This is a genomic window from Paraburkholderia sediminicola (assembly GCF_046026855.1).
Classification (GTDB): Bacteria; Pseudomonadota; Gammaproteobacteria; order Burkholderiales; family Burkholderiaceae; genus Paraburkholderia; species Paraburkholderia sediminicola_A.
In genome coordinates this window covers 371,006-385,831 of sequence record NZ_JAQQET010000002.1, presented here as the reverse complement: position 1 = coordinate 385,831, position 14,826 = coordinate 371,006, and the positions used below count along the sequence as shown (strand labels likewise).

14 protein-coding genes are annotated in these 14,826 nt (G+C 61.3%); 4 read left to right on the top strand and 10 right to left on the bottom strand.

The annotated features are described in order from the left end of the window. Window positions 1-169: 169 nt before the first annotated feature. Window positions 170-1,333, bottom strand: coding sequence for a sigma-54-dependent Fis family transcriptional regulator (locus PQR40_RS03990; RefSeq protein WP_408508448.1), 1,164 nt, complete (start codon window positions 1,331-1,333; stop codon window positions 170-172). 193 nt (window positions 1,334-1,526) lie between these two features. On the opposite strand from PQR40_RS03990, the gene PQR40_RS03985 reads away from it, so the two are divergent. The 3 genes from PQR40_RS03985 (at window position 1,527) to PQR40_RS03975 (ending at window position 3,643) form a co-directional block, all read left to right on the top strand. Next, on the top strand, window positions 1,527-2,426 hold the full coding sequence (locus PQR40_RS03985; RefSeq protein ID WP_408508447.1) for a LysR family transcriptional regulator: 900 nt from the start codon (window positions 1,527-1,529) through the stop codon (window positions 2,424-2,426). Between the two features lie 240 nt (window positions 2,427-2,666). Next, on the top strand, window positions 2,667-3,200 hold the full coding sequence (locus PQR40_RS03980; protein WP_408508446.1) for a hypothetical protein: 534 nt from the start codon (window positions 2,667-2,669) through the stop codon (window positions 3,198-3,200). Beyond that, a complete protein-coding gene (locus PQR40_RS03975; RefSeq protein WP_408508445.1) occupies window positions 3,197-3,643 on the top strand; it encodes a PPC domain-containing DNA-binding protein in 447 nt (148 codons plus the stop codon). Before PQR40_RS03980 ends, PQR40_RS03975 begins: the two co-directional genes overlap by 4 nt. 135 nt (window positions 3,644-3,778) lie before the next feature. Here the strand turns inward: PQR40_RS03975 and PQR40_RS03970 are convergent, their stop codons facing one another. The 8 genes from PQR40_RS03970 to PQR40_RS03935 all read right to left on the bottom strand — a co-directional run bounded on the left by PQR40_RS03970 (window position 3,779) and on the right by PQR40_RS03935 (window position 12,646). Continuing rightward, complete coding sequence (locus tag PQR40_RS03970; protein ID WP_408508444.1) at window positions 3,779-4,510, bottom strand: maleate cis-trans isomerase family protein; 732 nt, start codon at window positions 4,508-4,510, stop codon at window positions 3,779-3,781. 38 nt (window positions 4,511-4,548) lie between these two features. Next, window positions 4,549-5,928 (bottom strand): isoxanthopterin deaminase, encoded by a 1,380-nt coding sequence (locus PQR40_RS03965; protein ID WP_408508461.1) that lies wholly within the window; start codon window positions 5,926-5,928, stop codon window positions 4,549-4,551. Window positions 5,929-6,017: 89 nt separating this feature from the next. Next, window positions 6,018-7,364: a nucleobase:cation symporter-2 family protein gene (locus tag PQR40_RS03960; protein WP_408234053.1), complete on the bottom strand. Its 1,347-nt coding sequence runs from the start codon at window positions 7,362-7,364 to the stop codon at window positions 6,018-6,020. A gap of 88 nt (window positions 7,365-7,452) precedes the next feature. Then, on the bottom strand, window positions 7,453-8,571 hold the full coding sequence (locus PQR40_RS03955) for a CobW family GTP-binding protein (protein WP_408508443.1): 1,119 nt from the start codon (window positions 8,569-8,571) through the stop codon (window positions 7,453-7,455). 76 nt (window positions 8,572-8,647) lie between these two features. After that, window positions 8,648-9,262, bottom strand: a complete 615-nt coding sequence (locus PQR40_RS03950) for a UbiX family flavin prenyltransferase (RefSeq protein ID WP_408508442.1) — start codon at window positions 9,260-9,262, stop codon at window positions 8,648-8,650. Continuing rightward, on the bottom strand, window positions 9,259-10,656 hold the full coding sequence (locus PQR40_RS03945) for a UbiD family decarboxylase (RefSeq protein ID WP_408508441.1): 1,398 nt from the start codon (window positions 10,654-10,656) through the stop codon (window positions 9,259-9,261). The genes PQR40_RS03950 and PQR40_RS03945 overlap by 4 nt, the downstream gene beginning before the upstream one ends. Window positions 10,657-10,754: 98 nt before the next feature. Further along, window positions 10,755-11,681, bottom strand: a complete 927-nt coding sequence (locus PQR40_RS03940) for an amidohydrolase family protein (RefSeq protein WP_408508440.1) — start codon at window positions 11,679-11,681, stop codon at window positions 10,755-10,757. Further along, window positions 11,678-12,646 (bottom strand): amidohydrolase family protein, encoded by a 969-nt coding sequence (locus PQR40_RS03935; RefSeq protein ID WP_408508439.1) that lies wholly within the window; start codon window positions 12,644-12,646, stop codon window positions 11,678-11,680. Before PQR40_RS03935 ends, PQR40_RS03940 begins: the two co-directional genes overlap by 4 nt. Before the next feature lie 242 nt (window positions 12,647-12,888). Here PQR40_RS03935 and PQR40_RS03930 point away from each other — a divergent pair, with 242 nt between their 5' ends. Next, window positions 12,889-13,800 carry a LysR substrate-binding domain-containing protein gene (locus tag PQR40_RS03930; protein WP_408234071.1) on the top strand — a complete coding sequence of 304 codons (912 nt, stop codon included), beginning with the start codon at window positions 12,889-12,891 and terminating at the stop codon, window positions 13,798-13,800. Window positions 13,801-13,873: 73 nt separating this feature from the next. On the opposite strand, the gene PQR40_RS03925 is transcribed toward PQR40_RS03930, so the two are convergent. Continuing rightward, complete coding sequence (locus PQR40_RS03925) at window positions 13,874-14,770, bottom strand: LysR substrate-binding domain-containing protein (RefSeq protein ID WP_408508438.1); 897 nt, start codon at window positions 14,768-14,770, stop codon at window positions 13,874-13,876. Between the last annotated feature and the right edge of the window lie 56 nt (window positions 14,771-14,826).

The window sequence follows — 14,826 nt, the reverse complement described above, 5'->3', positions numbered from 1 at the left end:
CGCGGCCGTTTGCCGGCCGCGCACCGAACGTGGATGTCGAACTACGCGTAAATATTCAAACGGCCCGCGGCGCCAGCGGCCACGGTGCAGGAATCAGCCACCATCGATGGATAGCGATACCGATGCGGCACGTGCCCTGGCCAGTACGTCGCCGCGTCGAAGCATGAGTTCAGCCGTGATCCGTCATCAACATATTGCTACCAAGATCGCGTACGTGCGGAATGCGAAACTGCCTGAGCTTGCGATACAACGACGCGCGGCAAATACCGAGGTCACGCGACGCGGCCGAGATATTCCAGCGGCTCGCGGACAGCGCCCGCAGAATGTTATCGCGTTCGCTCGGCGGCGCGACCGGCAGGCGCGCCGCTTCAGCATGACGCGCAGGGTGCGATGCGCTGTTCATGGCGTCGTGCATGGGCGCGTATCGGGTGTCATGTGATGCGGTGTGCGGATACGGTGGCGCCTGCAACGCGGCATGAAGCGTCGAACGCAGACCGGCATGTGCACTCACGCCTTTACCCGGATGCACATTGGCCGGCAGATCGCCGGCGCGGATCAGGTCACCGTTCTTTACGGCGCAGGCATATTGGAGTGCCGCACGCATCTGCCGCAGATTGCCCGGCCATTTGCAGTGCAACAGAATCTCACGGGCTTCGCGGTCGACGTTGGCGTCGAGCGTCATGCCCGGCGCTTCGCATTCGAGGATCGATTGCAGCAGCCATTCGCGGTCATGCCGTTCGCGCACCGGCGGCAGATGCACGATGCCCACGGCGATCCGGTAATAGAGATCTTCACGGAAGGTCCCCGCTTCGACATGCGATTCGATGTTCTGGTGCGTTGCGCAGATCAGTTGCAGATCGACCGCAATCGGTTCGGCCGAGCCGATCGGCGTCACTTCGCGTTCGGACAGCGCGCGCAGCAAGCGGGTTTGCTGGGCGGCGGGCATATCGCCGATTTCGTCGAGGAATAGTGTGCCGCGATGAGCGAGCACGACCTTGCCTTTCATGCCGGTCGAGAGCGCGCCGGAGAACGCGCCGCGTGCGTAGCCGAACAGTTCGCTCTCGATCAGATTCTCGGGAATCGAGCCGCAATTCACCGACACCAGCGCCGCCTGCCGGCGGCTGCTGTAGTTGTGCAGCGCACGGGCGAGATATTCCTTACCGGTGCCGGTTTCACCGAGGATGAGAATGGGAAGTTGCCGGTCGATAAGCAGACGGGCACGCGATAGCGTGGCCAGCATTGTCGGATCGTCGCCACATAGTCGGCTAAGCGGTAGCCCGGATGAGCGAGTTGAGTCTGCACGGGCGCGGTCCAACGGGTCGTGGGCGGTCATGGCATCTCTCTTGGTCTATTTGATTGGCAGGATCGGCCCGGCTTGTGGCCCGGCGAATCGAAAAAGCTGCCAGCGGTTTGTCTCCGAAACCAAGCATAGTGCGATTCATTAATAGTCTCCAATACATTATGATGCGACGACTGATACCGATAAGGTATAAGTCGGACTTCTATTTGCAGACCCTGGGGCAGGCATGGAGCTGAGGCAATTACGCTATTTCGTCGTGCTTGCGGAGACCCTGCACTTCGGACGGGCGGCGGCGCTCCTTAATATTTCGCAGCCGCCGTTGTCGCGGCAGATCGCGTTGCTCGAAGCGGAACTGGGCGTCGTGCTGCTGGATCGCACGCGTCGCAGCGTGCGGCTCTCGGCAGCAGGGCATCGCTTCTATCGCGATGCCAAGACCGTGATGGCTACGGTCGACCAGGCACGCGGCCATGCGCGAGCCGCCGACCTCGGCGAGGAGGGCACGCTGATGGCGGGCTTCATGTTCGCCGCCGCGTACAGCATCGTGCCGGCGCTGACGCGTGCGTATGCGTCGGCGTTTCCACGCGTCGAACTGAAGCTGAGCGAAAGCATCCCTACGTTATTGGTGGCCGAGATCCGCGCCGGCAAGGCCGACGTCGGCATCATGTATCCGTCCGATTCGGCGGTCGAACTGGAGACCCGCACGATCTTCAGCGAGCAACTGGTGGCGGTGCTGCCCGAAGGACACCGGCTCGCCATGCGGGCGGAGATTTCGATTGCGGAGTTGCGCGACGAATGGTTCATCATCTCGCCGCATGCGGCATCGCCATTCATCTACAACACGATCGTCGAGCACTGCCGTCGCTCGGGGTTTACGCCACGTATCCGCCTCGAAACCAATTTCCAGCAGACCATCGTGAATCTCGTCGCGCAGCAGCTCGGTGTTGCGCTCGTGCATAGCTCGATGCGCAGCACGCATGCGGATAACGTCAAGTTCGTGCCGCTGCAGCATGCGCCCTATGTCGATGTCGCGTTGGTGTGGAGTCCCGATACGTTGAATCCGTGCGTCGCGCGGTTTGTCGATATCGCCGCGCAAATTGGTCTTGCCGGCACGCGGCACGAAAGTTAACGCGCGCCCGGATGGCCGAGTGCCGTTATCGGCGCTTGCGTTGCACATGGGAGCGGTTCCGATCCGCGTTGAATCTGCACGGCTCCCGCACTACACCTGTAGCACTGCACGCGACAGATGTCTCGCTCGCAATGGCTGAGTGACGCGCGCCGAGGCTTGCTGCGCCTGGCGCTCCCTGCATCGCGTGCGGATGGCATTGAAGTTGCTCATATGAGGTGTCGTAATTTACCTGACCCTCCTATGACGTCGAAGACAGAAGCTTTCCGCCATCCTGGCGCAGCCGCTCACCCGCGGGTGCTCGCCATGGTCGTGCGGGAGCCGCGCGAACTGCGCGTTGAAATACCCAGCGGACGCAATGCCGGCAAGGTCCTGCGCGACCTGATGATGCGCCACGGTTTTTGCGGCGCGACCGGCCGGATTTGCAGCGGTTCGGCGCGTGCATTGCAGTACCACGTCGTCATCAAGGCGGCGCAAGGCGAGCGGCCTTATATCTACGGCGCCCCTACCGTGGAGAATGACGAAGTCGCGTTGCTGCACGGAGCGGTCACGATCGGCAAAGATAGTGCGGGCAGCGTCGCGTTGCATTGTCACGGCGCGTTCGTCGGCGGCAACGGGCGATTGCACGGCGGGCATGTGATCCTCGATCGCCTCGAAGTGGGCCGCGAATCGCTGGTGTTGCGGCTTTGCGCGTTTGCACACGGTGGCTTCACGCAGTACATCGACGAGGAAACCCGCTACACGTTATTTGGGCCGACGGCGGAGGACGCTGCATGACTGCGCTATCCAACTCATCCGAGGTCAAACTCGAAGCCGGTAGCTACGGACGTACGGTGATTGCACGGTTGAAGCCGAATGAGGACATCGTCGAATCACTCGAGCGGCTGTGCGCGCAATATGGGATCGGCCGCGCCGTGGTGCGCAGCGCGGTCGGCAGTCTGATCGACGGGCATCTGGCGAGCGGCGCGGGTGCCGCGCTGGCCACGCAGATCGTCAAGGGGCCGGGCGTCGAGATTGTCGGGCTGTTCGGTGAAGTCGCGGGCATTGTGCCGGGTCGCGACGATATGGGTACGACCGAGCTCACCGCGATTCTGTCCGGCACGGATAGCCAGGTGTTTGCCGGGCGCGTGGTACGCGGCATGAATCTGTCATTCATCACCATCGAGGTGACGCTGCAGGAGTGGATCGCAGACGCGGCTGGTCTGACGGGAAGTGCTTGAGGGATCGTTCCGAAAGCAAACGGCTCGTATGATGGAGCAAAGAGGGGCGGTTCGATGAGTCGCCCCTCAACAGGCAGACGGCGGTGGACTCCGACGAAGACTGCAGGAATCGCCGCGACCCGTGATCTCTTGACGTTACGCCACGTTGGTAAACAAGCTGCCCCAGCTTGCCAATGGCTTTGTATCCACCCCAAGCATTCTTAAAGACTTCCAAACGACGGTGGCTACCGTGTCATAGGCCGGAATATCGGTAGCCATCTCAAACGCCCGCACCAGATGCGCCGCATGCAGATTCGTGCAAAAGGTGGTTACCGCATCAGGCCTGGCAAATGCAGCCTCACGCATCATGATCGCCAATTGCGCGTCCGGCACCTCCGCAAAACTGAAATTGTCCTGCAAGCCAAGGTGTCGTTCCGAAACGCATTCAATGCCGAGCTTCTCGTAGTTGCGCACGATCCGCTGCTGAACGTCGTCAATATATGGCGAGACCAAACCCAAGCGTCGCACCTCCGTTTTGGCGAAGATCTCGTTGAGCGCCAGCACTGAGGTCGTCGCAGGAATTCCGGTCTCTTCGGTGATCTGGCGGCACAACGTCTGGTCGCGCTCGAAGCCGAGCCAGCCGGCAGATGTACCGCTCCACCCGATCACATCCACGCGCGCATCAGCCAGTTGACGCGCTGCGGCGAGAATCCGGCTCGCGTCGAATTGACCGAGCGCCTGCTCCGATAGTGCGATCTCCGTCACCGTGAAGCGAGCGAAGTGCGCGCTGACGTGCAGCAGTTCGCTGAGCATCGCCGAGGTCATCGGCTCCAACGCCGTGTTCGACGAAGGCGTGAGAATGCCGAGCCGGATTCTTCTGTGTTGCATCGGGGCGTGTCCTGTTTGTACTTGCGTGCGTTAGTGGTTTAATCGGCGAGCAGTTGTTTCACACCCTCGGCCGCTTCATAACGGAGCCGTTCGAGATCGAGTCCCGGAATCACGCCGTTGTCCACCACCACGCGGCCATTCACCACGTTGTAGCGCACACGCGCCGGTTCGCCTGCGGCTACCGGCGCCACCGCCACATCGTGGAAGCCATTGAAGCGCAGATCGCTGACGTCGTAAAGCACGAAATCCGCTGCCTTGCCGACTTCGAGCGTGCCGACCGCATCCAGGCCGAGCACGCCTGCACCGCCCGCGCTGCCCCAATGAATTATCTCTTCGACAGTCGTCGCCGACGCGCCCTGAGCCGCGCGATGCACTAACCATGCGAAGTGCGCTTCATTGGTCATGCTGCCGGATTCGTTCGAGGCGACGCCGTCTACGGCCAGCGACATTGGCACACCTGCTGCCGCCATCTGCGGCGCCGGCGCAATACCGCTGCCAAGGCGCGCGTTGCTCACGGGGCAGTGCGAGCAGCCGCTACCGGTTTCCGCAAGCATCGCGATTTCGCTGGGCTGCAGATGCACGAGGTGGGCGAACCAGACATCTGGCCCGAGCCATTCATGATCGGCGACGAACTCGACCGGCAACTGGTTGAAACGCTCTTTACAGAAGTCGACGTAGCGGGTCGTTTCGGAAAGATGCGTGTGCAATCGCAAGCCCATGCGCCGCGCCGCGCGCGCGACTTCGGGCAGCAGTTCCGGCGGCAGCGAAAACGTCGGCGTAGTCGGCGCCACGACAACGCGCCGCATCGAAGCGTCGCCTGAATCGTGATAGCGCGACTTCAGGCGTTCGATATCCGCGAGCATCTGATCGAGCGTTTCGGGTTTCAACGCCACTTTGGAAAACCCCGGATGATCACCCGCCGCTTGCAATGCGCCGCCACGGCACAGGACGAAACGCATGCCGAACGAAGCCGCTTCGTCGAACAGCAGATCGCCCGTTTCGGTAGTGCCCTCCGCGTGATACAGGTAGTGGTGATCGGCACAGGTGGTCACGCCGGACAGAAGTAGTTCGGCAAGACCCAAACGTGCAGCGACGCGCGCCAGGTCCGGCGTAAAGCGTGCGAGTCGCGGATACGGTACAGCGGCCAGCCATTCCTGCAAATCGGCGTTGATGCCGGACGGTACCGCTTTCAGCAGGTTCTGGAACAAATGGTGGTGAGTATTCACCCAGCCCGGATAAACAACGCATGAACGCGCGTCGATGACGCGTTCATCGGCGCGCGGTTCGAGGTTAGGCGCAATGTTCTCGATACGGCCGTTGCGAATCCGCAGATCGACCTGGCCCAGGCGCGCGCCGTCGCCGCTTCGGCCGCTCATCACCGCGACAGGGTTCTTGATCAGCAACGCTTCAGTTTGCATGCTCACGATTCAATGTCCTTTCAGTTACTGCGAAGCGGCCGCCGGTCCAGGGGGCGCGACGACCGCGCTCGTCTTACTGCGTGGGTCGCTTACTCACGCACGAGGTTGTGCGTCTCGACGATCTTTTTTTCTTCTTCATGCGCGCCGTTCAGTACCGCGTTCAGCACGACCGATACCAGGCACGCCAACACCACACCGCTATGCAAGAAAGGTTGCGTCCAGTCGGGCATGTGCTTGAAGACTTGCGGCGACATCACCGGAATCAGCGCGGTGGCGATCGTGAAACCGACGATCAGCACGTTGTAGCGATTGCGCTCGAAGTCCACCTTCGCCAGCGTCTGCACGCCGGCGGCCACCACCACACCGAACATGGCGATACCGGCACCGCCAAGCGCCGCTGCGGGCGTGGAGGCTACTATCGCACCGATCTTCGGCACCAGCGCCACCACGCACATCAGCACGCCGCTAATCGCCACCACCCAGCGGCTGCGGACACCCGTCAGGATGACGAGGCCGACGTTCTCCATGAAGGCGATGAACGGGAACGCCGCGAACATGCCGGCAATCGCGCTGGCAAGACCATTCGCACGCATCCCGCGCACCACGTCTTCTTCGCTCACGTCCTTGCCGACGATGTCACCGATGGCGACGAACAGGCCCATCGATTCGACCATCTGCACCACCATCACGACGATCATCGTCAGTACCGGCACCACTGAAAACACAGGCGTACCGAAGTGGAACGGCATCGGCAGCGTGAACCACGGCGCGGCCCCCACGCTCGAGAAGTTGCCCATGCCGAGCGAGCAGGCGAGAATGCCACCGGCAATCAAACCGATCAGCACCGAGAGATTGCGCAAGAACGGGCCGGCAAAGCGGTTGATCCCGAGAATCACCAGCGCGACGAACAACGTGACGCCCAGGAAGGGTGGTGCGCCGAACTGTTGCTGAGCGGCTTCTCCGCCACCGGCCCATTGATACGCAACGGGGAACAGTTGCAAACCAATCACCGTCACGATGCAGCCGGTCACCACAGGTGGGAAGAACCTTCGCAAGCGTCCGACGAGAGGCGCGGCGAACATCGTGAAGAGACCCGCGCCAATCACCGCGCCGCACACACCGGCGAAGCCGACACCCGGACTCAGGCCGATCGCGATGACCGGTCCGACGCTGCTGAATGCCACGCCTTGCAGAATCGGCAGACGCACGCCGAACTTCCAGATGCCGACGGTCTGCAAGATCGTCGAGATGCCAGAGCAAAACAAAGCGGTACTGATCAGCACGGTGGTGTCGGCCGGCGACATCTTCAGTGCCGACGCGACGATCAACGGAACAGCAATCGCGCCGATATAAGCCACTAGCATGTGCTGCAAACCGAGCGTGATCATCTGGCGCTTCGGCAGAATCCGATCGACGGGATGTATGGCGGTGTTCATGACGTGTCTCCAAATTGTCGTTTTCGATCGGAGCGCGCCGCACGGCCTGGCCGTGCAGCATCACTTCGCGCGCCGACCGGATCTCCCGTCAGGCCGCAACCGGCACGGCAAGACAGGCATGGAAGCGGTCGGTCAGCGCGGCGCGATCGAGATCGCGTCCGATGAATACGATGCGGCACGAGCGCGGTTCAACGCCCCACACTTGCGCCGCGCGCAGTTCGATGACGTTGTGCACGCCTTGCAGCACATAGCGATGCGACTGGCCTTGCACAGCGAGAATGCCTTTCATGCGGAACAGTTTGGCGGCGTCGGACTCGCGCAGTTCAGTGAGCCAGGCTTGCAGCGCGTCGAGATCGATGTCCGCATCGACTTCGATACCGACTGAGGACACGCTTTCGTCGTGCTGGTGGTCGGCGTGATCGTCGTCATGATGGGCGTGTTCATGATCGTGATGCGCTTCGTGCTCGTCGTGGTGATGCTCGTGATCGTGTTCGTTGGCCCGCGAATGCTCTTCTTCATGCAAACCGTCGGTTTCCACGAGAATCTGCGAGAACTCATTTGCACCAATACCGAGAATCTTGTCGAGGTCGATCTGGGCATAGCTCGATTCGACGATTTCCGCCGTCGCGTTCAACCCGCGAATGCGCTGCGTCAGCGAAGCGATATCTTCCGCGGTCACCAGATCGACCTTGTTGATCACGATACGATCCGCACAGACGATCTGATCGACCGCCTGGTTATCGCTACCGTCGAGCACCAGATCGTCCAGGTGCGCGGCGATATGCTTCGCATCCACCATCGTGACGACTGCGTCCAACGTCACCTGTTTCGCGATCGGATCGTCGAGGAAGAACGTTTGGGCGACCGGATACGGATCGGCGAGTCCACTCGTTTCAACAATGATGTGATCGAGCCGGTCCGGCCTTTCCACCAGCATGCGCACGATTCGCACCAGGTCTTCGCGCACCGCGCCGACGCAGCACACGCAACCATTCGTCATCTCGTAGATCTCTTCGGTCGATTCGAGCACGAGGCCACCGTCGATGCCGATTTCACCGAACTCGTTCTCGATCACCGCGATCTTGCGGCCGTGCTTCTCGCGCAGAATGTAGTTGAGCAGCGTCGTTTTGCCTGCGCCGAGAAAGCCGGTCAGCACCGTGACGGGGATTTTCTCGATTTCGTTGTGGGTGGTGTGAATGTGATTCATGGCTCGTCTCCGTTTCTTCGTTCGTACTGCGGTTCGTGCGTTTCGTGCGATTTGTGCGGTTGTTGCGATTCGACTTTCAGGCGATATGCGGTGCTTGTGCCGCTTCTTGCAGTGCGGTTTCTACTGCACCTTCTCGCCAGCGTTTGACGGTGCCCGCTTCGAGACCGAACAGATCGAGCACGCGACCTAGCGTGTGGTCGATCATCTGGTCGAGCGAAACAGGGCGCGCGTAAAACGCCGGGACGGGTGGAGCGACGATCGCGCCCATTTCGGTGACGGCGATCATGTTGCGCAGATGCGCCAGCGTGTAAGGGGTTTCACGCGCCAGCAACACCAGAGGGCGGCGCTCTTTCAACGTAACGTCGGCGGCGCGCGAGATCAGGCTCGACGACATGCCGCTGGCAATTTCGGCAAGCGTCTTCATCGAACAGGGCGCGACGATCATGCCCAGTGAGCGGAACGAGCCACTGGAAATAGCCGCGGCCATGTCGTCGCAGCGGTAGGTGAAGCGGGCGAGGGCGCTGACCTCGGCGAACTTGTAGTCGGTTTCGTGCGTCATCGTCAGCAGCGCGCTGCGCGAGACGGTCAGATGCGTTTCGATGTCGAGTTCACGCAGCAGTTGCAGCAGGCGCACGCCGTACGTGAAGCCGGACGCGCCGCTGATGCCGACTACGAGTCGCCGCGGGGTCATCGCTGGGCTCCGTTGGCGGCGCGAGCCAGAATTTCAATCGCTTGCTGCGAGGCACGTTCGCTGATCTTCGCTCGAATGCCGTCGAAGTGGGAACCGCGTGTCGCATCGATACCCATGCGCGACGTGGTGCCCGCAGCGGACGATGAGGGATCGAGCGGGCTGCCCGGTAAACCATCGACGATAAATACGTCCTGATGCGGCTGGAAATGCGTGGCGATGGCCCACAGCACTTGCGAATCGTTGGTGATGTCGATATCGCTATCCACCGCTACGACGTTCTTCAGATACGGGTCCCAGCCGAGCAACGCGAGCATGATCTGGCGCGCTTCGCCGTCGCGTGTCTGGTTCAGCGCGACGTAGCAGTGGAAGTGCGTACCCGAGTTCGGGTAGTGCAGCGCGGTGACGGAAGGAAAGCGCGCCTTCAACTTCTCGCTCATTTCCGCTTCGCGAGGCAAGCGAGCCAGCGTCAGATGCTCAGCATACGGCCCGCCGACGACATCGACCAGCCATGCATCGTTACGCCGCATCGACGTGTCGACGCGTAGCACGTTGTTGGTGGACCGGTCCGATGAATAGCCGGTGAATTCGCCGAACGGGCCCTCTTCGGCGTGGGCGTCCGGATCGATCGTGCCTTCAAGGACGAACTCAGCGGAAGCGGGAACGCCGATACCGTATCGCGGCGTGCGCACTAATTCCAGCGGCGCACCGAACAATCCGCCTGCAATCGTGCGTTCATCTGTGCCGAAGGGCACGCGCGCCGCGGCGGCCAGCATGAACAACGGGTGCGCGCCGATCACCATCGCGACCTTCAACGTGTCGCCGCGTGCTTGAGCGGTTTGCAGCATGCGCCAGAGATGGCCGCGCGAATGCAGGCTGGTTGCCAGCGCATTGCGGGCATGTCGCATCGAACGGTGATAACTCATATTCGCGACGCCGGTCACTGGGTCTTCGGCAATGATCACCGCGTTGGTGATGTACGGACCACGGTCGGTATCGAAGTGGCGGATCATCGGCAGTTGCGCGAGATCGACGGCGTCGCCTTCGATAACCTGGTCGAGAACGGGGCCGGACGGAACGTAAACCGGCGCGATTGGCGCGTTCGCACGCTGTTGGTAAGCGTCGAACAGCCCTGACGCATCGACGTCGAACAAACGCCCAATGCGTGTTCGCGAAGCAAAGAAATTGGTCACCAGCGGTGTCGCAATGCCGTCGACCTTTTCGCAGATCAACATTTCATGGCGTCCGCGCGCGGCCAGTTCGGCCACTACCGCGGTGACGTCCTGATCCGCAGCCAACGGTTGCTTGATCGTCAATACATCATCGGGGAACTGCTCGCGATACGCTTGCGCGAAGCGGTGAAAATCCTGCGTGGCGCGGAAGAGGTTATCCGCCATAGTGAACTCCGTCGAACGCGATAACGAAAGCGGACCGTCAAGAAGGGCAGGCGCGGCGCGAACCGTCAGCCGCGCCTGCAATACACCACTAGGAAGCGTTAAGCAGGCTGCGTTACGTCATTCACGTAAGTCGCCTTCAAACGCTTTTCCGCTTCGGCCAGATCTTTCGGCGGCTTGGTCGGTTCGATGCCGACCAGACGGGCGATGTTGTTGCCCATATAGTCTTCGAGACCGTCTTCGTCCAGATCCATGCCTTGCGGCGCCGGACCGCACAACATTTCGAGTTCACGCAGCCACATGCCCGGCTCATTCGGCGGCGAATCCGTGCCGAACACGATCTTGCTGCGCGGCAATTCGCGAGCAAATTCGACGATGCGCGACTGATAGCACCAGCCCGATTCGCAATACACGTTGGGCGTATCCATCGCCATCCAGAACGATTCGAACGAGTAGTTACCGCCCGTTTGAATCCCGAAGTGACCAATGATGAAATTCACCATCGGGAATTCGCGGATGATCGGATAGAACTGCGTCGGAATCGTGTACGGTCCGTCGCCGGTGTGAATCAGCACGACCACGCCGAGTTCTGCGCACTTCTTCATCGCGGGGCGCAACCAGTCGAGCGCGCGATCCGGCCGATAGCCGTGCATGTTCGCGTGCAGCTTGAGCATCTTGAAGCCGTATTCCTTCACGTGGAATTCGAGTTCGGCGGCACCGTTCTCCGGGCCCCAACGCGGGTTGTATGTGAAGTTGCCGATAAAGCGATCCGGGTACTTCTGTGTCAATTCGGCGATATACGACATGTAGTCGCGAATGCCTTCACGACCGCGGCGATTGCCGTCGCGATAGCCGGTGTTGCCCGGCGGCGGCTGAATGAAGCCCATGTCGATACGGCGCGGCTTGCCGTTGATGATGTACGGACCGTCCATCATCTTCAGCAGGCGTTCGCCAGTGAACGGCTCGCCGGTGTGGCGCCACGCTTCGTCGACGAGATTGGTCGGGTGCAGATGGGTATCGATGATCATGAACGGGCTCCTGCGTAGGCGGCTTGTGTTGCACTCGCGGCATGCTTCTGCGACGCGCCGGCGTGTTGCTTCAAATAGGCTTGGGCTTCTTCGACGCTTTTCGGCCGCGCGGTCGGCTCGATGCCGATCATGCGGGCGAGGTTGTTGCCGAGGTAGTCCTCGAGCGTGTCTTCGTCGAGATTCAGGCCTTGCGGTGGCTCGTGGCATAACACTTCGAGCAAACGCAGCCACATGCCGGGCTCGTTCGGCGGCGTGTCGGAGCCGTAGAGAATCTTGTGGGTCGGCAGCACCTTCGCGAATTCGACGATCCGCGATTGCAGGCACCAGCTCGATTCGCAATACACGTTCGGCGTATCGAGCGCCATCTGATACGGCTCGAAGCAGTACACACCACCGGTCTGCACACCGAAGTGCGCCATGATGAAATTCACCGAAGGGAATTCGCGAATCAGCGGATACCACTCGGTCGGAATACTGTACGGGCCGTCGCCGGTGTGCAGCTTCACAAGCAGGCCGAGGTCCGCGCATTTGCGCAATGCAGGGCGCAGCCAGTCGAGCGCGCGATCGGGACGATACGCATGCATGTTGGCCTGCAACTGCACCATCTTGAAGCCGTGTTCCTTCGCATAGAACTCGATGGCTTCAGCGCCGTTCTCCGGGCCGCAACGCGGGTTGTAGACGAAGCAACCGATCAGACGGTCCGGATACTTCTGCGTCATTTCGACGGTGTAGGCCATGTAGTCGTCGATCGACTCGCGGCCCGAGCGGTTGCCGTCGGTCCACGTATAGATAGTGTTGCCTTGCGGCGGTTGAATGAATGCCTTGTCGATGCGGCGCGGCTTGCCGTTGATGATGTACGGGCCGTCCATCGTTGCGATCAGACGCTCGCCGGTAAATGGCTCGCCGTCGTGGCGCCAGGCGAGGTCGACCAGATTGGTCGGGTAACAGCTAGTGTCGATGATCATGTACTCGATCTCCTTGAGAGGAACTGGTGTATCCAGTTGCCGGATCGCGGGCAGGCGCATCGATGGAACGGAGCCCAGTTAGGCTTGCCCATGCGGCCCTTTGCAAGACGCAGTGTTTATGCGCCTTCCCCTCGCCGGCATCGAGTGTCACACTGATGTGCACTGCTGCTTGCGATGCAGTCTCACAAGATAAAAACGCTCTGTACAATATTTTTTAACCACGATCTTGATACGTTTGCGATATGGACATCCGGCTGTTGCGTTACTTCGCGGTACTTGCCGACGAACTGCATTTCGGCCGGGCAGCCGCACGGCTGCACATTTCGCAGCCCCCTTTGAGTCAGCAGATTCGCATCCTCGAAGAGGAGATGGGCACCGCGTTGTTCACACGCTCGCAACACCGTGTCGAACTCACGGATGCAGGGAAAACACTTAAGGAGCAGGTGCCGCTGATCTTCGCGCAGTTCGAACGCGCGATCGATCTGACACGTTGTGCGGGGCGGGGCGAAGTGGGGAGTCTTGAGATCGGCATCATCAGCTCGGCGATGGTCGAACCGATTCCGCGTGCACTACGGGTATTTGCGGAGAAGCATCCGCAAGTGCAGTGGACGCTGCATGAGATGACACCCGCTGCGCAGATTCTCGCGCTCAAGGAACGGCGCCTGGATGTGTGTTTCTTCCGGGTTTCGCATGAGGACCCGGAGATTCGCAGTGAAGTCGTGATGCGCGAATCGGCGGTAGTGGCGCTGCCATTCGGGCATCGGCTTGCGGCGCGCGAGGAGATTGCGTTGCGCGAGCTGGAGACGGAGCGTTTCGTGTCGTTCGGTTTGCAGCATTCGCAACTGGCGCGCTTTTTACAGGACTGTTGTGTCGAAGCAGGGTTTACACCGCAGATCGATCAGGAGGTGGTCGAGGTGCATACGCTGCTGTGCCTCGTGCGCGAAGGGCTGGGCGTGGCGTTGCTGCCTTCGTCGGCGCGGCAGTTGACGACCGGCGGTGTGGCCTTCGTGCCGCTGGCTGCGCCGCGTCCCGAGGTGTCGCTGCACGCGCGCTATCGTGCTGAGGATGCGTCGCCGGTGCTTTCGCTGTTTCTCGATACCGTGCGGGAAGTGGCCGCTCGCGTGAACGTGGATGCGGAGGGGGGCGAGCGGTAACGTTCGCGTGCTGATCGTTTGGGCGATGCGCGAGAGTCAGCATGGGCGCGAAGGGTGCCATGAGCGGTGAGCGCTAAGGCGCACCGACCGTCTGCGCGACCAGTTCGCGAATCACTCCGATCAGTGGCGCCACGCGCGCTGCTTTCTCCCGAGGCCACACCGCATACAGGTTGTAATGCGTCGGAATTTCTACTTCCGTGAGTTCGACCAGGCGCCCGTCGCGCCGCGCGTCCGCAGCGAGCAGGCCGCGCGCCAGACCGGCGCCTATTCCTGCGCTTGCCGCTGCAATCAACCCGGCAGCGTTGTCGAACACCGCGATTGCGTCCGGTTCGACGGCGGGCATGCCTGCCGCCGTGAGCCACGGAATCCACGAGCGTTTCGTATAGCCGAGCAATGGTAAATCGAGCACCTGTTCCGGCGTGAGCGGCACGCTCAGCCCGCGTGCCTCAAGAAGCGCGGGCGAACCCACGGCAGTCAATCGATCGCCGCAAATCAGCGCGTTCTCGAGGCCGTCCCATTCTCCATACCCATACCGCAACGCAATATCCACGCGCTCGAACGCGCTGCGGTCGTGACGCGGCGTAGACAGCACCGTCAACGACGTGCCGGTCAACGCGCCGAGCAAAGCAGGCAAGCGCGCCACCAGCCAGCTCTGCGCGAGTTCGGGGTCGACATCGAGCGTAATCGACTGCTTGACAGTGCGCTCTTTCACCGACGACAACGCACGATCGATCTGCTCGAAACCATCGGTCAACTGATTTGCAAACAGCACGCCGGCGTCCGTCAGCACCACGCCGCCGCCTTCGCGCACGAATAGAGGCTGGCCGACGAACTCTTCGAGCGTGCGGATCTGCTGGCTGATTGCGCTATGCGTGAGCGACAACTGACGCGCCGCGCTCGAAAAGCTGCCGACGCGTGCCGCTTGCAGGAAAGCCTGCATCGACTGGATCGAAGGGTAGCGTTTCAACATAGGTGTTAGCCGGACTTACGGATGATGGAAGAAATCGTCGCTGGCGTTGTGCTTAA